The 17400-nt window shown below is 67.2% G+C and carries 16 protein-coding genes and 1 riboswitch; of the genes, 11 read left to right on the top strand and 5 right to left on the bottom strand.

Annotated features, from left to right (window positions below; genetic code table 11):
* Positions 1 to 137: 137 nt before the first annotated feature.
* Positions 138 to 1319: an O-succinylhomoserine sulfhydrylase gene (gene metZ / locus ACSHZY_RS12820; protein WP_435169687.1), complete on the bottom strand. Its 1182-nt coding sequence runs from the start codon at positions 1317 to 1319 to the stop codon at positions 138 to 140.
* Positions 1320 to 1363: 44 nt separating this feature from the next.
* A riboswitch (SAM riboswitch) is annotated at positions 1364 to 1441 on the bottom strand.
* A gap of 75 nt (positions 1442 to 1516) precedes the next feature.
* Between metZ and ACSHZY_RS12815 the strand changes: the two genes are divergently transcribed.
* The gene (locus ACSHZY_RS12815) at positions 1517 to 2401 is read left to right on the top strand and encodes a hypothetical protein (RefSeq protein ID WP_435169685.1); all 885 of its coding nucleotides are present in this window, start codon (positions 1517 to 1519) and stop codon (positions 2399 to 2401) included.
* On the opposite strand, the gene ACSHZY_RS12810 is transcribed toward ACSHZY_RS12815, so the two are convergent.
* Genes ACSHZY_RS12810 through ftsY form a run of 3 tightly spaced genes read right to left on the bottom strand, consistent with a single transcriptional unit; the run spans position 2380 to position 4877 of the window.
* Positions 2380 to 2976: an inner membrane-spanning protein YciB gene (locus ACSHZY_RS12810; protein WP_435169683.1), complete on the bottom strand. Its 597-nt coding sequence runs from the start codon at positions 2974 to 2976 to the stop codon at positions 2380 to 2382. The two genes, ACSHZY_RS12815 and ACSHZY_RS12810, sit on opposite strands and share 22 nt — an antisense overlap.
* Before the next feature lie 10 nt (positions 2977 to 2986).
* A complete protein-coding gene (locus ACSHZY_RS12805) occupies positions 2987 to 3877 on the bottom strand; it encodes an EamA family transporter (protein WP_435169681.1) in 891 nt (296 codons plus the stop codon).
* Positions 3878 to 3893: 16 nt separating this feature from the next.
* Positions 3894 to 4877: a signal recognition particle-docking protein FtsY gene (gene ftsY, locus ACSHZY_RS12800; RefSeq protein WP_435169679.1), complete on the bottom strand. Its 984-nt coding sequence runs from the start codon at positions 4875 to 4877 to the stop codon at positions 3894 to 3896.
* A 116-nt stretch (positions 4878 to 4993) separates the two neighbouring features.
* Here ftsY and ACSHZY_RS12795 point away from each other — a divergent pair, with 116 nt between their 5' ends.
* Positions 4994 to 5380: a hypothetical protein gene (locus ACSHZY_RS12795; protein WP_435169677.1), complete on the top strand. Its 387-nt coding sequence runs from the start codon at positions 4994 to 4996 to the stop codon at positions 5378 to 5380.
* Here ACSHZY_RS12795 and xseA read toward each other — a convergent pair.
* Positions 5377 to 6924 (bottom strand): exodeoxyribonuclease VII large subunit, encoded by a 1548-nt coding sequence (gene xseA, locus ACSHZY_RS12790; RefSeq protein ID WP_435169675.1) that lies wholly within the window; start codon positions 6922 to 6924, stop codon positions 5377 to 5379. The genes ACSHZY_RS12795 and xseA overlap by 4 nt on opposite strands.
* Positions 6925 to 6996: 72 nt before the next feature.
* On the opposite strand from xseA, the gene purD reads away from it, so the two are divergent.
* The 9 genes from purD (at position 6997) to ACSHZY_RS12745 (ending at position 17330) form a co-directional block, all read left to right on the top strand.
* Entirely contained in the window at positions 6997 to 8262 is a 1266-nt protein-coding gene (gene purD / locus ACSHZY_RS12785) for a phosphoribosylamine--glycine ligase (RefSeq protein WP_435169674.1), read from the top strand.
* Complete coding sequence (locus ACSHZY_RS12780) at positions 8259 to 9146, top strand: bestrophin family protein (RefSeq protein WP_435169672.1); 888 nt, start codon at positions 8259 to 8261, stop codon at positions 9144 to 9146. The genes purD and ACSHZY_RS12780 overlap by 4 nt, the downstream gene beginning before the upstream one ends.
* Positions 9147 to 9212: 66 nt before the next feature.
* The gene (locus ACSHZY_RS12775; protein ID WP_435169670.1) at positions 9213 to 10472 is read left to right on the top strand and encodes an aspartate kinase; all 1260 of its coding nucleotides are present in this window, start codon (positions 9213 to 9215) and stop codon (positions 10470 to 10472) included.
* A gap of 18 nt (positions 10473 to 10490) precedes the next feature.
* A complete protein-coding gene (gene ptsP, locus ACSHZY_RS12770) occupies positions 10491 to 12734 on the top strand; it encodes a phosphoenolpyruvate--protein phosphotransferase (RefSeq protein ID WP_435169668.1) in 2244 nt (747 codons plus the stop codon).
* A gap of 48 nt (positions 12735 to 12782) precedes the next feature.
* Positions 12783 to 13832 (top strand): alanine racemase, encoded by a 1050-nt coding sequence (alr, locus tag ACSHZY_RS12765; RefSeq protein WP_435169666.1) that lies wholly within the window; start codon positions 12783 to 12785, stop codon positions 13830 to 13832.
* Entirely contained in the window at positions 13829 to 14611 is a 783-nt protein-coding gene (locus ACSHZY_RS12760) for an MlaE family ABC transporter permease (protein ID WP_435169665.1), read from the top strand. The genes alr and ACSHZY_RS12760 overlap by 4 nt, the downstream gene beginning before the upstream one ends.
* Positions 14608 to 15354, top strand: coding sequence for an ABC transporter ATP-binding protein (locus ACSHZY_RS12755; RefSeq protein ID WP_435169663.1), 747 nt, complete (start codon positions 14608 to 14610; stop codon positions 15352 to 15354). Before ACSHZY_RS12760 ends, ACSHZY_RS12755 begins: the two co-directional genes overlap by 4 nt.
* The gene (gene radA, locus ACSHZY_RS12750; protein ID WP_435169661.1) at positions 15354 to 16712 is read left to right on the top strand and encodes a DNA repair protein RadA; all 1359 of its coding nucleotides are present in this window, start codon (positions 15354 to 15356) and stop codon (positions 16710 to 16712) included. Before ACSHZY_RS12755 ends, radA begins: the two co-directional genes overlap by 1 nt.
* A 15-nt stretch (positions 16713 to 16727) precedes the next feature.
* On the top strand, positions 16728 to 17330 hold the full coding sequence (locus ACSHZY_RS12745; RefSeq protein ID WP_435169660.1) for a CvpA family protein: 603 nt from the start codon (positions 16728 to 16730) through the stop codon (positions 17328 to 17330).
* Positions 17331 to 17400 lie beyond the last annotated feature (70 nt).

The following is a 17400-nucleotide window of genomic DNA, read 5'->3' as shown; positions in this document are numbered from 1 at the left end:
GCCGTGTAGCCGCGCAGCACGTCCAGCGCCGCCTCCGCCTCGGCCCGCGTCGGAGGAAGATCAGCACGAATGTTCATGGCGACACCTTCAGGAGTATTGGCGCGGCGATCATAATCCAGCCGCGCCGCAAACCCAAGTCAGATCGCGTCCAACGCCGCACGCAGATCGGCGATCAGGTCGTCCGCATCCTCCAGCCCCACCGACAGGCGGATCAGGCCGGGGGTGATGCCCAGCGTGACCTTCTGGTCGGCCGGCAGGCGCTGATGCGTCGTGGTGGCGGGATGGGTCGCGATGGACTTCGCGTCACCGAGGTTGTTCGACATCTTGATGATCTGCAGCGCGTTCAGAACACGGAAAGCCGCTTCCTTGCCCGCCGCCACCTCGAACGCGATCATGGTGCCGCCTTCCGACATCTGCGCACGGGCCAGCGTCTGCTGCGGATGGGTGTCGAGGAAGGGATGGATCACGCGGGACAGGCGATCGTCGCCCTGCAGCGCCTGCGCGATCTTCCACGTGCTTTCGGCCATGGCGCGGCAGCGCAGATCCAGCGTGGCCATGCCGTTCAGCATGATCCAGGCGTTGAACGGGCTCATCGATCCGCCGGTGTGCTTCATGTACGGCTCCAGCGTGCCGCGGATGAAGTCGGTGGTGCCCAGCACCACGCCGCCCAGCGCCCGGCCCTGCCCGTCGATGTGCTTGGTGGTGGAATAGATCACCACATCCGCGCCCAGTCGGATCACGTCGGAGAACATCGGCGTGGCGAAGACGTTGTCCACCATGACCAGCGCTCCGACGGCGTGGGCGATCTCCGCCACGGCCTTGATGTCGATGACCTCCAGCGTGGGGTTGGAGATCGATTCGAAGAACACGGCCTTCGTGCCGGGCGTCACGGCCGCACGCCAGGCGTCCAGATCGGTGCCGTCGACCAGCACGATCTCCACCCCGAAGCGGCCGAGGATATTTTCCAGGATGTAGAGGCAGGAGCCGAAGAGCGCCCGCGCGGCCACGATCCGGTCGCCGGCCTTGCAGATCGACACCAGCGCGCCGTTGACGGCCGCCATGCCTGAGGCGGTGGCGAAGGCGTCCTCCGCCCCCTCGATCGCGGCGATGCGTTCCTCGAACATGCGGGTCGTGGGGTTGCCGTAACGGGCATAGATGAACTCGTCGCCCTGGATGCCTTCGAACCGGGCCTCGGCCTGTTCGGCGGTGTCGTAGACGAAGCCCTGCGTCAGGAAGATCGCTTCCGCCATCTCGCCATATTGGCTGCGGCGGCTGCCGGTGTGCACAAGCTTCGTGCGCGGTTTCCAGTCGTTGGCCATCGTCCGACTCCCAAAACAGAAAAAGCCCCCGGCGCCGGAAGCGCGGAGGCGTTGCCTTCACCTCTTTAGCGGGTTGTTTAACGTGGCCCGCAATCCGGTCTCAAAGCACCACACAGGCGGATTAGGCCCCGGGGCGCATTTCGTCAATCCTTCACGTTCGCGTCATGTCGGTTTCGCCTTCCCCGCGCAGGATGAGGGTGAGGGGACATGAGTGGGGCACCATGCTGATCGCCATCAACGCCGAATGGGAAGCACCCGTCGAACGCCGGGCCGGATCGCTGGACGAAGCCCTGAGGCGCCTGCCCCCCGACGCCCCCGTCACGATCCTGATCCACGGCTATCGCTATGCCCCGCACAGCGACGATCCCTTCACCGGCCTGCTGGGTCCCGCCGGCTGGCCACGGCGGCTGGGTTTCGGGCGCGGACAGGCGGGCCTGTGCATCGCCTTCTGCTGGAACGGCACCGGCACCCTGTGGCAGGCCAACCGCCGCGCGGCCGAGGCGGGGCGCGTTCTGGCCGGTCTGGCGCGAAGGGTCCGCTCCCGGCATCACGGCCCGCTGGGCGTCCTGACCCACAGCCTTGGGGCCCGCGTCGCCCTGTCGGCGCTGCCGCATCTGACGGCCCATGACGTCACCCGGATGGTGCTGCTGGCGGGGGCGGAGTTTCGCGACACGGCCGAAGCCGCGCTGGCCGGCGCCGCGACGGAGGTGCTGAACATCACCAGCCGCGAGAATGACGGCTACGACATGCTGTATGAAAACCTGATCGCGCCGTTTTCGGGGCGGCGGGCGATCAGCGCCCTCCCCTCCGGCCCCCGCGTGACGACGCTGCAGATCGACCATCGCGAACACCGTCACGCGCTGGCGAGCCTCGGCTTTCCCACGCGTCCGCCGGACCGGCGCATCTGCCACTGGTCCAGCTATCAGCGCGCGGGCCTGTTCCGGCTGTATCGGCGGTTCCTGCTGGACCCGCAGACGCTGCCGATGGCCACCCTGCGCGCCGCCCTGCCCGCCGAGGTGACGCCGCGCTGGTCACGCCTGCGCGGCCCCGAACCGGAAGGTCAGCGCTTTTCCATGCCGTAGGTTTGCAGCAGCTTGCCCTGCCCCATGAAGAACAAAAACAGCGCCGCCGTCAGGCCGAAGGTCTTGAAGCTGACCCACACCTCGGTGGAGAACATGCGCCACACCACCTCGTTCGCGAGGGCGAGGGCGAAGAAGAAAGCGCACAGGCGCTTGGTCAGGATCATCCAGCCTTCGTGCTTCAGGGGGATCGCCTCCTCCAGCACCAGACGCAGGTAGCTTTGGCCGCGCAGAAGGCCCACGCCCAGAATGATGCCGAACAGCAGATAGATCAGCGTCGGCTTGATCTTGAAGAAGCGTTCGTCGTTCAGCCAGACCGACAGGCCGCCGAACACCACCGCCAGCACCACCGTCGCGATCTGCATCTTCGACAGGTGCCCCGTCAGCCGCCAGAGGATCAGCGTGGTGATGACCAGAAGCGGCAGGAAGGCCGCCGTGGCCACGATGAAGCCGCCGTAATCGGTGCCCCCGACGGTGAACACCCGGTCCTTCAGCAGGACATAGGCCACGAAGAACAGCACGACGGGGCCGACCTCCAGCACCATCTTCAGCATCGGATTGATCTTGCGGCGTTCCATGTCGTCCCTTTCAGCCCAGCTGCACCAGCACCGCACCCGCGGCGATTCCCCCCATCAGCGCGATGCGCGACGGAGAGGACTTTTCACCCAAAGCCACCCATCCGATCAATGCGGCAAAGAGCGTCGACGTTTCACGAAGCGAGGAGACCTCCGCGACCTTGCCGATCCGGGTGCCCAGCATCACGCCGCCAAAGCTGACAAAGGCCACCAGCGCCCCGACCGCCCCGCGCCACAGCACGGGCCGCGCCCAGGCCAGCCCCCGCCGCCGCACCACCATCCAGGCCGGAAAATCGACCGAGGTGACAAGGAAGAACCACACGAGGAAGGCGAAGGGGTTTTCCCAGAGCCGGATGCTCCACGCGTCATAGGTGGTGTAGACCGCCACCGTGATGCCCGTGACCAGCGCCCAGCCCAGCGCTGCGATCAGCGCCGGACGGTTCAGGGGTGCCGCGTCCAGGTTCAGCTTGGCCAACCACAGGATAGACCCCGACAGCACCGCGACGCCGAACCACTGGATGCCCACGTAGTGTTCGCCCAGGAACAGAGCGGCGAAGGTCAGCGTGACCAGCGGTCCCGTCCCCCGGACCACCGGATAGACGACCGTGTAGGCCCCCCGTTCGTACGCGCGCGCCATGCAGATCTTGTAGACGAGGTGGATGCCGATAGCCCCCGTCAGGATCAGCCACTCGCCCCCTTGCGGCCAGGGCACCAGGAACAGCGCCACCGGCAGCGTATAGATCGCGATCCACAGGTCGATCCCCGCGCGGCTGATCCACGGATCGGCCTTGCCCTTCTGCAGGGCGCCAAAGCAGGCATGGGCAAAGGCCGAACACAAGGCCAGCGCCATGCCCACATGGCTGCCCGTCGGCGTTCCAGCGATGGAATTGAGCCAGTCGATCACCGCCGGAGCCCCTTGGTCATTTGGCGTCGATGCCGACCAGCGCCCGGGCGAAATCGTCCGGATCGAAGGGGGCAAGGTCGTCGATCTGCTCCCCCACGCCGATCGCGTGGATGGGCAGGCCGAATTTGTCGGCCAGCGCCACCAGCACCCCGCCGCGGGCCGTCCCGTCCAGCTTCGTCATCACGAGGCCGGAGACGTCGGCGATCTTGCGGAAGATCTCCACTTGGTTGATCGCGTTCTGGCCCGTGGTCGCGTCCAGCACCAGAAGCGTGTTGTGCGGGGCCGTCGGGTCCTTCTTGCGGATCACGCGGACGATCTTCGACAGCTCCTCCATCAGGTCGGCGCGGTTCTGGAGGCGGCCGGCCGTGTCGATCATCAGAAGGTCCGCGCCATCGGCTTCGGCCTTGGTCATGGCGTCGAAGGCAAGGCTGGCCGGGTCCGAGCCTTCGGGCGCGGTCAGCACCGGCACGCCCGCGCGCTGGCCCCAGACCTGAAGCTGTTCCACCGCCGCCGCGCGGAACGTGTCGCCGGCCGCGATCACGACCGTCTTGCCCGCCGCGCGGAACTGGCTGGCCAGCTTGCCGATCGTCGTCGTCTTGCCCGATCCGTTGACACCCACGACCAGCACCACCTGCGGGCGGCGCGCGGTCAGCGGCATCGGGCGCGCCACAGGCTCCATGATGCGGGCGACTTCGGTGGCCAAGGCGGTCCGGATCTCGGTCGGGGAGACGCGGCGGCCGAAGCGGCCTTCGGCGATGTTGGCGGCCACGCGCAGGGAGGTGTCCACGCCCATGTCGGCGGCGATCAGGACCTCTTCCAGCCCTTCCAGCATGGCGTCGTCGAATTCGCGCTTGGGTTCTTCGGCGCCGATCAGGCGGCTCAGAAGGCCGGGCTTCGGCGCCTCGGCGGGCGTGTCGGCCACGACGGCGTCGATCCCTTCGGACAGCTTGTCCGAGGAGCGCGTCATCTTTGCGCGCAGCTTGCTGAAGAAGGACGCCATCGGGGCCTCGTCTTTGGGTTTCCCCTGACCTATGCGCTTTGACGGTCAAGGGCAACGTCCGCCGGTCAAGCGGGCGTGACTGGATTTGCCGTCAGCCTTCTGACAGGATCGCCGGCATGCTGAAAGTCATCCCCTTCCTTCTTCTGGCCGCGCCCGCCGCCGCCCAGACCCCCGTCACCCCCGAGGAGTTCGAGGGCTATGCCACCGGGCGCACCCTGTCCTATGCCGCCGGCGGGCAGGTCTTCGGGACGGAGCAGTACCTTCCCAACCGCCGTGTCGTTTGGGCGTTCGAGGGGGAGGATTGCCAATACGGCCGCTGGTATCCGGAGGACGACCAGATCTGCTTTGCCTACGAGGATGGCGAGCCACAGTGCTGGACCTTCTGGAAGAAGGGCACCGGCCTTGCCGCCCGCTACATGAACGACGCGGTCGGCATGGAGTTGTCGGAGGTGAACCGTTCCTCCGCCCCGCTGAACTGTCCCGGGCCGGATGTGGGGGTCTAGAACAGGGAACCCTGTTCCGGCGTGTCGCGGCGCGCCTTCTTCGGCTTCGCGCCAAGGGTGACGCGGCCATCAAGGAATTCGGCTTCCAGCACGGCGGCCTTTTCGGCGGCCGCCTTCGTCGTCACCACCTCCCCGTCGCCGCGGATCACGGCATAGCCGCGGGCCAGCGTTTCGCGATAACCCAGGGTCTGGCGCAGGCGGTCCGTCGCTTCCAGCCGGTCGGCCAGCGCCCGCAGGCGGGTGGCGGGGGCGGCGTTCAGGCGCGCCTCCAGCTTGTCCAGATTGTCCCGACGGCGGGCCATGTCGCGATCCGCTTCGGCCAAGGCGCGGGCATAGGCGGGGGCCAGACGGGCCGACAAGGTCGCCAGCCGCTCTGCTCCGCGTTCGTGGCGGCGGTGGGTGCAGGTGTCCAGTGCGCGGGCGCGGTCGGCCAGACGTTCCCTTCCCCTTGCCGCCAGATCGGCCAGCAGGCGGGGGCGCAGATGGACCGCCAGTTCCGTCAGCTTCGCCCGCCGATGCGCGACACCCACGCCCAGCGCCCCGTCCAAACGTCCGGTCCACAGGTCGTGCCGCTGCGCCGCCGTCTGCGTCAGGGTTTCGGGGCGCGGGAGCGCGCGGGCCAGATCGCGCAGGCGATGCGCGCGGTTCACGAAGCCGGTGGCGATGCAGCGCGACAGGCTGGCCGCGCGCTGGTCCACGGTGGCCAGCAGCTCCACCCGCACAGGCACCGCCATCTCGGCGGCCGCCGTCGGCGTGGGCGCACGGCGGTCCGAAGCGTGGTCGATCAGCGTCGTGTCCGTTTCATGCCCCACGGCCGAGATCAGCGGGATGCGCGATTCGGCGGCGGCGCGGACCACGATCTCCTCGTTGAAGCCCCAAAGGTCTTCGAGGCTGCCGCCGCCGCGTGCCACGATCAGAAGGTCGGGGCGCGGAATGGGGCCACCTTCGGGCAGCGCGTTGAAGCCGCGGATGGCGGCCGCCACCTCGGGCGCGCATTTGTCGCCCTGCACGGCGACGGGCCAGATCAGCACATGGCGCGGGAAACGGTCGCGCAGCCGGTGCAGGATGTCGCGGATCACCGCGCCGGAGGGCGAGGTCACGACGCCGATCACCTCGGGCAGCCAGGGCAGCGGGCGCTTGCGGTCGGCGTCGAACAGGCCTTCGGCCGCCAGCGCCTGCCGTCGCTTTTCCAGCATCGCCATCAGGGCACCGGCGCCGGCGGGCCGGATGTCGTCGATGATCAGCTGGTATTTCGACTGGCCGGGGAAGGTCGTCATGCGGCCGGTGGCGATGACCTCCATCCCCTCCTCGGGCCGGACGGTCAGCTTGCCGGCTTGCCCCTTCCACGTGATGGCGGCGATCACGGACCGGTCGTCCTTCAGGTCGTAATACAGATGCCCGGAGGCGGGGCGCGACACGCGGCCGATCTCTCCGCGCACGCGGACCATCCCGAACTCCCCCTCGATCACGCGCTTCACGGCACCCGAAAGCTCGGAGACGGTGAATTCGGCGGCGTTGTCGGTAGGCGGTTCGAACAGATCCATGTCGGCCTTCTTGCGGTTTGACGGGGGGAACCCTAGAACGCGGGGGCGAAAAGGCCAAGCGGGGGCACGGCGATGAACATCCTTATTCTGGGCAGCGGCGGGCGCGAACATGCGCTGGCCTGGGCAGTGAAGCAGAACCCGAAATGCGACCGGCTGATCGTCGCGCCCGGCAATGCGGGCATCGCGGGCGTGGCCGAATGCGCCGCGCTGGACATCCTGGATGGCAACGCGGTGGTGGCGTTCTGCGAGGCGAATTCCATCGATTTCGTGATCGTGGGGCCGGAAGCGCCGCTGGCGGCCGGTGTGGCGGACGCGACCCGCGCAGCGGGCCTTCTGACCTTCGGCCCTTCGGCCGCCGCCGCGCAGATCGAGGCGTCGAAAGCCTTCACGAAGGAACTGTGCGACGCCTGCGGCGCCCACACCGCCGCCTATGCCCGCTTCGACCAGGCGGAACCCGCGAAGGACTACATCCGCCAGCAGGGCGCGCCAATCGTGGTCAAGGCCGATGGTCTGGCGGCTGGCAAGGGCGTCATCGTGGCCCTGACCGAGGATGAGGCGCTGGCCGCCATCGACGACATGTTCGGCGGCGAGTTCGGCGCGGCCGGGGCCGAGGTCGTGATCGAGGAGTTCATGGAGGGAGAGGAAGCCTCCTACTTCATCCTGACCGATGGCGTGACCTGCCTGCCCATCGGCACCGCGCAGGACCACAAGCGCGCCTTTGACGGCGACGAGGGGCCAAATACCGGCGGCATGGGCGCCTATTCGCCTGCCCCCGTCCTGAACGACGCCATCGCGAAGCTGGCGCTGGAGGAGATCGTGAAGCCTTGCGTGGCCGAACTGGCCCGTCGCGGCACGCCCTACAGCGGCGTGATCTATGCCGGGCTGATGATCAAGGACGGGATGCCCCGGCTGGTCGAATACAACGCCCGCTTCGGCGATCCGGAATGCCAGGTGCTGATGATGCGCCTTGGGGCCCAGGCGCTGGACCTGCTGATGGCCTGTGCCGAAGGAAAGCTGGATCAGGCGCAGGTGAACTGGGCCGACGATCACGCGCTGACGGTGGTCATGGCCGCAAACGGCTATCCCGGCCCTTATGACAAGGGCAGCGTGATCGGCGGGCTCGACACCCTGCCCGAAACCAGCCGCCAGATGGTGTTCCACGCCGGCACGGCGGAAAAGGACGGCCGGATCGTCGCCACCGGCGGCCGCGTCCTGAACGTGACGGCCCGCGGCGCCACGCTGGCCGAAGCGCAGGCCGAGGCCTACCGGATGCTGGACCAGATCGACTGGCCCGAAGGGTTTGCCCGCCGCGACATCGGCTGGCGCGCGCTGGGATGATCACCCGCCGCCGCCCCCACCCGAAGGACGTGCTGTTCGCGGTGCGCGGGTCCATCCTGCCCCGGATCTGGTGGCGGGTCGTGCTGGTGGGGGCGGCGGCGCTGGTCACGATGCTGGTGGACCGCTGGGTGATCCCGCTGCAGCATCCAAGCACCGCGGCCTTTGGCGCGTTCGGGGTGGCGCTGTCCCTGTTCCTGGGGTTCCGCAACAACGCGGCCTACAACCGCTGGTGGGAAGGGCGGACGCTGATCGGGCTGATGATGGCCGACATTCGGGCCTTTGCGCGCGAGGTTCAGATCATGGTCCCCTCCGCCCCCGCGCGGGCCGAGATCATCGGGCTGGCGGAAGGCTACATGCACCTGACGCGGCTGTTCCTGCGCCGCCTGTCGCTGGACGAAGCCGCCCGCGCGGCCCTTGGGCCCCACACCGATCTGGCCGACGCCATCCACCCGCCCTGCGCCGCGCTGGACCGGATCGCGGACCGGATCGCCGCACTGGACCTGAACCCGGTGGCCCAGCGCGCCCTGACCGAACGGCTGGGCCTGATGACGCAGCACCAGACGGGGTGCGAACGTCTGGCCCTGACGCCCCTGCCCTTCGCCTATTCGCTGCTGATCTATCGCACCACCTGGCTCTACTGCCTGCTGATTCCCCTGTCCCTGATCGAGGCGGCGGGCTGGATGACCCCCTTCTTCGCCGCCACCATCGCCTATGTCTTCATGGGACTGGCCGAGGTGACCGAGGAACTGGTGGAACCCTTCGGCCACACCGAGAACGCCCTGCCGCTGGACGCCATCTGCACCAATGTGGGCATGAGTGTCGCCCCCCATCTGGGCCGCACGCCGCCGCCCGTGCCGGCCGCGAAAGATCATTACCTGTCCTGACAGGCGCTTGCCCTTGTCAGGCCGTGACGCTACAGGGGTCTCCGTATGTCCGGCAGAGGGGGGACCATGCCACTTCTCGTCATGAAATTCGGGGGCACCTCGGTGGCCGATCTCGCGCGCATCAAGAATGCGGCGCAGAAGGTCAGGAAAGAGGTGGAACGCGGGTATGACGTCATCGTCATCGTGTCTGCCATGTCGGGCAAGACCAACGAACTGGTGGGATGGGTCGAACAGACCTCTCCCCTGTTCGACGCGCGCGAATACGACGCGGTCGTCGCCAGCGGCGAAAACGTCACGGCCGGCCTTATGGCGCTGACCCTTCAGGAAATGGACGTGCCCGCTCGATCCTGGCAGGGCTGGCAGGTGCCGATCAACACGACCTCCGCCCACTCGTCGGCCCGGTTCGTGGACATCCCGCGCGCCAACATCGACGCGAAATTCGCCGAAGGCTTCAAGGTCGCCGTCGTCGCGGGCTTCCAGGGCGTGTCGCCCGAAGGCCGGATCACGACGCTGGGCCGGGGCGGGTCGGACACGACCGCCGTCGCCTTTGCCGCCGCCTTCAAGGCCGAACGTTGCGACATCTACACCGATGTGGACGGCATCTACACCACCGATCCGCGCATCACCACGAAGGCCAAGAAGCTGGACCGCATTGCCTTCGAGGAGATGCTGGAACTGGCCTCGCTGGGTGCCAAGGTGCTGCAGACCCGTTCGGTGGAACTGGCGATGCGCTACAACGTGCGCCTGCGGGTGCTGTCCTCGTTTGAAGATACCGACGAAAACTCCGGCACGCTTGTCTGCGCAGAGGATGATATCATGGAATCGAAAGTTGTCTCCGGCGTGGCTTACTCGCGCGAGGAAGCCAAGATCACCCTGTTCACGATCGAGGACCGCCCCGGCGTCGCCTCGGGCATCTTCGGGCCGCTGGCCGATGCCGGGATCAACGTGGACATGATCGTCCAGAACATCTCGGAAAAGGATTATGACGACGACCATCCGGGCGCCGTCACGGACATGACCTTCTCTTGCCCGATCAACCAGGTCGCCCGCGCGAAGAAGGCGCTGGAAGAGGCGCAGGCCAAGAACCTGATCAAGTATGACGAGCTGATCATCGACGAGGACGTGGCCAAGGTGTCCGTGGTGGGGATCGGCATGCGGTCGCACGCGGGCGTCGCGGCCAAGATGTTCAAGGCCCTGTCCGCCGACGGGATCAACATCAAGGTCATCTCCACCTCGGAGATCAAGATTTCGGTGCTGATCGACCGGAAGTATATGGAACTTGCGGTGCAGGCGCTGCATGATGCCTTCGAGTTGGAGAAGGCCTGACGGCCCATAGGGGGCATTTTGCCGGAACGCACCGACAGCGACAGCCGCCGCCTTCTGCGGCGCTTGCGTGACAGCCTCGCTCTGCCCGGCAAAGGGCAGGACCGTCTTGACCGCATCACGCACCTGATCGCGGATTCGATGGGGTCGGAGGTGTGTTCCATCTACCTGTTCCGCGATCCCGAAACGCTGGAACTGTGTTCGACCGAGGGGCTGAAGCCCGAAGCCGTTCACCAGACCCGCCTGAAGCTGGGCGAAGGTCTGGTGGGCCAGGTCGCCCGCATGGGAAAGCCCCTGAAGACCGCGAACGCGCCCGCCGCCAAGGGCTTCCGCTACATGCCCGAAACCGGCGAGGAGGCGTATTGCGCCTTTCTTGGCGTGCCGATCCAGCGGGTGGGCGAACGGCTGGGCGTGCTGGTCGTGCAATCCAAGGCCGAACGCCTTTACGCCGAGGACGAGGTCGACGCGCTGGAAGTGGTCGCGATGGTGCTGGCCGAGATGGCCGAACTCGGCGCCTTCAACAGCGATGAGGGGATGGGCGTCAAGCACACCCACCCGGTCCTGCTGCGCGGCGGCACGGGCCAGGAAGGCGCGGCCGAAGGCCATGTGTGGCTGCACGAACCGCGCGTGGTGGTGACCAACCCCGTCGCCGACGACCCCCTGACCGAGATCGAGCGCATCCGCGACGCCGTGGCCAAGCTGCGGGTGTCGGTGGACGATCTTCTGTCGCTCGCGTCCTTGGACAAGGAACAGCGGCAGGTTCTGGAAGCCTATCGCATGTTCGCCCATTCGCGCGGCTGGCTGCGCCGGATGGAGGAAGACATCACCCGTGGCCTGTCGGCCGAGGCGGCCGTGCAGAAGGAGCAATCCTCGGCCCGCGCCCGGATGGAACAGGTGCCGGACGCCTATCTGCGCGACCGTCTGCACGATCTGGACGACCTTGCGAACCGCCTGCTGCGGATCCTGACCGGACAGGGGCGCGATACCGGGGCCGAGATGCCCTCCGACCCCGTTCTGGTGGCGCGCAATATCGGGCCTGCGGAACTGCTGGATTACGGCCGCAAGCTGAAAGGCATCGTGCTGGAGGAAGGCTCTGTCGGATCGCACGCGGCCATCGTGGCGCGCGCGCTGGCGATCCCGCTTGTCATCCACGCCGATCGCATCACGTCCGAGGCGCTGAACGGCGATCCCATCCTGGTGGACGGGGATCAGGGCATCGTCCATCTGCGGCCCGAGGAAACCGTCGCCCGCGCCTTCCGCGACAAGATGGCGATGCAGGCGCAGGCGCAGGAACGCTACACCTCCCTGCGCGGTCTGCCGGCCGTGTCCCGTTGCGGGACGGTGACGGCGCTGCACATGAACGCGGGCCTGATGGCCGACCTGCCGTCGCTGGAGCATTCGGGCGCCGAAAGCGTGGGGCTGTTCCGGACGGAATTGCAGTTCCTGATCCGCAACCAGATGCCCAAGCGCGAGGAGCTGGCCCGCATCTATGCCCGCGTGCTGGACGCCGCCAAGGGCAGGACGGTCACCTTCCGCACGCTGGACATCGGGTCGGACAAGGTCCTGCCCTACATGAAGCCGCAGGACGAACCGAACCCCGCCATGGGCTGGCGCGCGATTCGCGTCGGTCTGGACAAGCCGGGCGTGCTGCGGATGCAGTTGCAGGCGCTGATCCGCGCGCATCGCGGGCAGCCGATGACCGTGATGTTCCCCTTCATCACCGAGGGGGTGGAGTTCCGCGAAGCCCGTGACACCCTTCTGCGCGAGATGGAGCGAGAGCGGTCGATGGGCCACACGGTGCCCGCCAGCCTGCGCATCGGGGCCATGCTGGAAACGCCGGCGCTGGCCTTCGCGCCCGACCGTTTCTTCCGCGAAGTGGACTTCATCTCCATCGGCGGGAACGACCTGAAGCAGTTCTTCTTCGCCGCCGACCGCGAAAACGAACGTGTGCGCCGGCGTTACGACACGCTGTCCGTGGCGTTCCTGGAGTTCATCCGCCGCATCGTCCAGCGCTGCGAGGAACATGGCACCGACCTGTCCTTCTGCGGCGAGGATGCGGGCCGCCCGATCGAGGCGATGTGCTTTGCGGCCATGGGAATCCGCACGCTTTCGATGCGTCCGGCCTCCATCGGGCCGGTCAAGACGCTGTTGCGCCGGATCGACCTGTCCGAGCTGCGGGAGTTGATCGACGCGGCCATGCTGCACGGCGACAGCGTTCGCGAACCCGTGATCGAGTGGCTGTCCCAGCAGGCCGAACAGGGCTGAGCCCGCCTTTGGGCTTGACCTTCCCTGCCCTTCTGCCGAAACAGCACCATGGCCACCGCACGTCTTTCCATCAATCTTGATGCCATTGCCGCCAACTGGCGCGCGCTGAACCGCATGTCCGCCCCCGATTGCCAGACCGGCGCGGTGGTGAAGGCCGATGCCTATGGCACAGGCGCGGGGCGTGTCGCCCAGGCGCTGGCCAAGGCCGGGGCACGCCGCTTCTTCGTGGCCACCGCGGACGAGGCCGCTGCCGTGCGCGAGGCGTTGGGCCACGGTCCGCAGATCAACGTCTTTGCCGGCCATATGGCGGGCGACGCGGAGTTGATCCACGCGCTCGATCTGACGCCCATGCTGAATTCGATCGAACAGATCATGCGCCACGCCGAAACGCTGCCCGGCCATGCCTTCGGGATCCAGCTGGACACCGGCATGAACCGCCTTGGGCTGGAGATGACCGAATGGCAGGCCGTGGCGCCCATGGTGCTGGAACTGCGGCCCGAACTGATCATGTCCCACCTCGCCTGCGCGGACGAGCCGGACCATCCGATGAACGACGCGCAACTGGCGGCATTTCACGCGATGACCGATGGCTGCGGCGTTCCCCGCTCGCTTGCGGCCACCGGAGGCATCCTGCTGGGCGAACGGTTCCATTTCGACCTGACGCGTCCGGGCATCGGGTTGCACGGCGGCCGTCCCTACGATCTGGGCTTCCCGGCGCTGCGCCTGTCCCTGCCGGTCGTTCAGGTGCGGGAGGTTCAGGCCGGAGAGGCCGTGGGCTACGCCGCCTCATGGCGGGCGGAGGGGCCGAGCTATGTCGCGACCGTCGCGGCCGGCTATGCCGACGGGCTGCCGCGCACCCTGTCGGGTCAGGCCACGCTGTGGGCCGGGGACATCCCCTGCCCGCTGATCGGCCGGGTGTCGATGGACCTCATCACCGTGGACGTCACGCATCTGGATCACGTTCCAGAGGAGCTGGACATCCTGGGCCCGCAGCAGACCGTGGACGATCTGGCCGATGTTGCCGGAACGATCGGCTATGAAATCCTGACCTCGCTGGGTCCGCGATATCGCAAAGAGTATCTGGAGGACGGCGCATGATCCTGACGACCCCGCTGGCGGCCCTTGGCCGCGTGGTGCTGGGGGCCTTGGCCGGCATCGGGCGCATCTCCATCTTTGCCGCGCAGGTGGTCAGCCATATCCTGCGCCCACCCTTCTATCCGCGCGAATTCCTGAACGCGATCCTTCAGATCGGCTGGTTCAGCCTGCCGGTGGTGGGGCTGACCGCCCTGTTCACCGGCGGGGCGCTGGCCCTGCAGATCTATGCCGGCGGTGCACGCTATGGCGCCGAGGCGGCGGTGCCCGCCATCACCGCCATCGGCATGGTGCGCGAACTGGGTCCCGTTCTGGGCGGCCTGATGGTCGCGGCGCGCGTCACGTCCTCCATCGCGGCCGAGATCGGGACCATGAAGGTGACCGAACAGATCGACGCGCTGGTGACCCTGTCCACGAACCCGCTGAAATACCTGGCCGTGCCGCGGGTCGTCGCGGCGGTGCTGGTGGTGCCGGTGCTGGTGGCCGTGGGCGATTCCATCGGCATCGCGGGCGGCTGGCTGGTGGGCGTGAACCAGCTGGGCTTCAACTCCTCCACCTACATCAAGAACACGGTCGATTTCCTGCAGTTCTGGGACATCGGCTCGGGCCTGGTGAAGGGCGCGGCCTTCGGCTTCATCATCGCGCTGATGGGCGTCTATCACGGCATGAACTCCGGCCGGGGCGCGCAGGGTGTGGGCGCCGCCACGAAATCGGCGGTCGTCGCGGCCTCGGTGCTGATCCTTGCGGCGAACTTCCTTCTGACACGGGTGTTCTTCGGATCATGATCGAGCTTTCGAACGTCCATAAGGCCTTCGGGTCGAACAAGGTCCTGCAGGGCGTCAACCTGACGATCCCCAAGGGTACGAGCATGGTGATCATCGGCGGGTCCGGCACGGGCAAGTCGGTGCTGCTGAAATCCGTGCTGGGACTGGTGCGGCCGGACAGCGGCACCATCACGCTGGACGGGCAGGACGTGACCAAGGGCGACCGCGAGGCGTTTCTGGCCCGCTTCGGCATGCTGTTCCAGGGCGGTGCGCTGTTCGATTCGCTGCGCGTCTGGGAAAACGTGGCCTTCCGTCTGCGTCAGGGCGTGCAGAAACGGTCAAAGGACGAGGCTCGCGCCATCGCGATTGAAAAGCTGCGCCGCGTGGGACTGAAGGAACATGTGGCCGACCAGTATCCGGCCGAACTGTCGGGCGGCATGCAGAAGCGCGTCAGCCTGGCCCGCGCCATCGCGGCCGAGCCTGAGATCATCTTCTTCGACGAACCGACCACCGGCCTCGACCCGATCATGTCCGGCGTCATCAACGACCTGATCCGCGAGATCGTGACCGAGATGGGGGCGACCGCGATGACCATCACGCATGACATGACCTCCGTCCGGGCGATCGCCGACAATGTGGCGATGCTGCATGGCGGCAAGGTGCGCTGGACCGGTCCGGTGTCCGAACTGGATGCGACGGACGATCCCTATGTCCAGCAGTTCATCCATGGGCGGGCCGAGGGGCCGATCGAAAGCGTCCGCTGATGGCGAAGGGGGTCCCCGCCTTCACCTGCACGGCCTGCGGCGCGGTGCATCGCAAGTGGGCGGGCAAATGCGACGCCTGTGGCGCGTGGAACACCATCGTCGAGGAAGCCCCGCTGACCGCCGGCCCGAAAGCCTTGGGCGCGCGCGGTAAGGGGATCGAACTCACCGATCTTGCCACGGAGGAAGCGCCCCCGCCCCGTGCGGCGTCGGGGATGGATGAATTGGACCGGGTGCTGGGCGGCGGTCTGGTTCCCGCCTCGGCCATTCTGGTCGGTGGTGATCCGGGCATCGGGAAGTCCACGCTTCTGTTGCAGGCGGCCGCCAGCTTTGCCCATGCGGGGCTGAAATGCCTGTACATTTCCGGCGAGGAAGCGGCCGCGCAGGTGCGGATGCGCGCCCAGCGGCTGGGTCTGACCAACGCGCCCGTGTCCCTTGGCGCCGAAACCAACCTGCGCGAAATCCTGACGACGCTGGACCGCGAACGCCCCGCCCTGGCCATCATCGATTCGATCCAGACCATGTGGCTGGACACGATCGACAGCGCGCCGGGGTCGGTCAGCCAGGTCCGTTCTTCGGCGCATGAACTGGTGACCTTTGCCAAGACGAAGGGCGTCGCGATCATCCTCGTGGGCCATGTTACCAAAGAGGGCCAGATCGCCGGTCCCCGCGTGGTGGAACACATGGTCGATACGGTGCTGTACTTCGAAGGCGAACGGGGCCACCAGTTCCGCATCCTGCGCGCCGTGAAGAACCGTTTTGGCCCCGCGGACGAGATCGGGGTGTTCGAGATGACGGGCGATGGTCTGGCGCAGGTCGCGAACCCCTCGGCACTGTTCCTGTCGGAACGTGACAAGCCCGCCCCCGGATCGGCCGTGTTCGCAGGGATCGAAGGCACACGGCCGGTCCTGACCGAGATTCAGGCGCTGGTCGCCCCCTCCCCCCTCGGCACCCCGCGGCGGACGGTGGTGGGACTGGATTCGGGCCGCCTGTCCACCATCCTGGCCGTGCTGGAAGCGCGCTGCGGCATCCCCTTTGCCGGTCTGGACGTGTTCCTGAACGTGGCCGGCGGCATGCGGGTCAACGAACCGGCCGCCGATCTGGCCGTCGCCGCCGCCCTTCTGTCGGCGCGCGAGGATGTGGCAATTCCGCCAGACATGGTGCTTTTCGGAGAGATCAGCCTTTCCGGGGCGCTGCGTCCTGTGGGACAGACGGAAAACAGATTGAAAGAAGCCTCGAAACTTGGTTTCACACGGGCGATTGCCCCCAGCCGATCGAAGCTCGGCTCGACCACCGGGATGGAGGTTCGGCAGATGTCGGACCTGACCGCCTTCGTGGGTGACGTGTTCGGGGCGGGCTGAGACCGGGAGAGGTTCATGGACGGCTTTACCATCATCGACGCCGTGGTTGCGGTGGTCATCGTCTTGTCGGCCGTCCTCGCCTATGCGCGCGGGCTGGTGCGCGAGGTCATGGCGATCATCGGCTGGGTGGCTGCGGCCGTTCTTGCCTTCACCTTCGCGGCCATGGCCCAGCCGCTGGTGCTTCAGATCCCGGTGGTTGGGGAGTTTCTGGGCGACAGTTGCGAACTGTCAATGGTCGCGGCCTTTGCCACCATCTTCGCGCTATCGCTGGTGGTGATCTCGCTCTTCACGCCGCTTTTGTCCTCCTCCATCCAGGGGACGGCCGTGGGCTCGGTGGATCAGGCGCTGGGCTTTGCCTTCGGGGCGGCGCGGGGCATCGTCCTCGTGGCGGTGGCCTTCCTTGTCTATGACAAGGTCATCGGCGCCCAGACCATCCCGATGGTCGACAATTCGCGTTCCGCCCACGTCTTCGCCTCGTTCCAGGGCAAGATCGACGCGCAGGTTCCCGATGACGCGCCGGGCTGGGTTGTCCAGCAATACGAGAAACTTGTGGGCACTTGTGGGGCACCCGTGCAGCCGATCGCCCCCGAAGTGGCACCGGCGCCGCAAAACGGTTAGGGATTTCGTTACAGGTGGGTGACAGTCGCGCCGTTAGCGACTACATGAAGGGCAATTCCACGGATTCGGA

Origin of the sequence: Falsirhodobacter sp. 1013, from assembly GCF_051195255.1 — a bacterium.
Lineage (GTDB): Bacteria > Pseudomonadota > Alphaproteobacteria > Rhodobacterales > Rhodobacteraceae > Falsirhodobacter.
This window is presented reverse-complemented; position numbering and strand designations above follow the sequence as displayed.

Excerpts from the sequence above, each read along its gene's own strand:
- metZ (WP_435169687.1), bottom strand. The coding sequence starts at position 1,319 with ATGGCCAACGACTGGAAACCGCGCACGAAGCTTGTGCACACCGGCAGC.
- ACSHZY_RS12810 (WP_435169683.1), bottom strand. The coding sequence starts at position 2,976 with ATGGAACGCCGCAAGATCAATCCGATGCTGAAGATGGTGCTGGAGGTC.
- ftsY (WP_435169679.1), bottom strand. The coding sequence starts at position 4,877 with ATGGCGTCCTTCTTCAGCAAGCTGCGCGCAAAGATGACGCGCTCCTCG.
- ACSHZY_RS12795 (WP_435169677.1), top strand. The coding sequence starts at position 4,994 with ATGCTGAAAGTCATCCCCTTCCTTCTTCTGGCCGCGCCCGCCGCCGCC.
- xseA (WP_435169675.1), bottom strand. The coding sequence starts at position 6,924 with ATGGATCTGTTCGAACCGCCTACCGACAACGCCGCCGAATTCACCGTC.
- purD (WP_435169674.1), top strand. The coding sequence starts at position 6,997 with ATGAACATCCTTATTCTGGGCAGCGGCGGGCGCGAACATGCGCTGGCC.
- ACSHZY_RS12780 (WP_435169672.1), top strand. The coding sequence starts at position 8,259 with ATGATCACCCGCCGCCGCCCCCACCCGAAGGACGTGCTGTTCGCGGTG.
- ACSHZY_RS12775 (WP_435169670.1), top strand. The coding sequence starts at position 9,213 with ATGCCACTTCTCGTCATGAAATTCGGGGGCACCTCGGTGGCCGATCTC.
- alr (WP_435169666.1), top strand. The coding sequence starts at position 12,783 with ATGGCCACCGCACGTCTTTCCATCAATCTTGATGCCATTGCCGCCAAC.
- ACSHZY_RS12760 (WP_435169665.1), top strand. The coding sequence starts at position 13,829 with ATGATCCTGACGACCCCGCTGGCGGCCCTTGGCCGCGTGGTGCTGGGG.
- ACSHZY_RS12755 (WP_435169663.1), top strand. The coding sequence starts at position 14,608 with ATGATCGAGCTTTCGAACGTCCATAAGGCCTTCGGGTCGAACAAGGTC.
- radA (WP_435169661.1), top strand. The coding sequence starts at position 15,354 with ATGGCGAAGGGGGTCCCCGCCTTCACCTGCACGGCCTGCGGCGCGGTG.
- ACSHZY_RS12745 (WP_435169660.1), top strand. The coding sequence starts at position 16,728 with ATGGACGGCTTTACCATCATCGACGCCGTGGTTGCGGTGGTCATCGTC.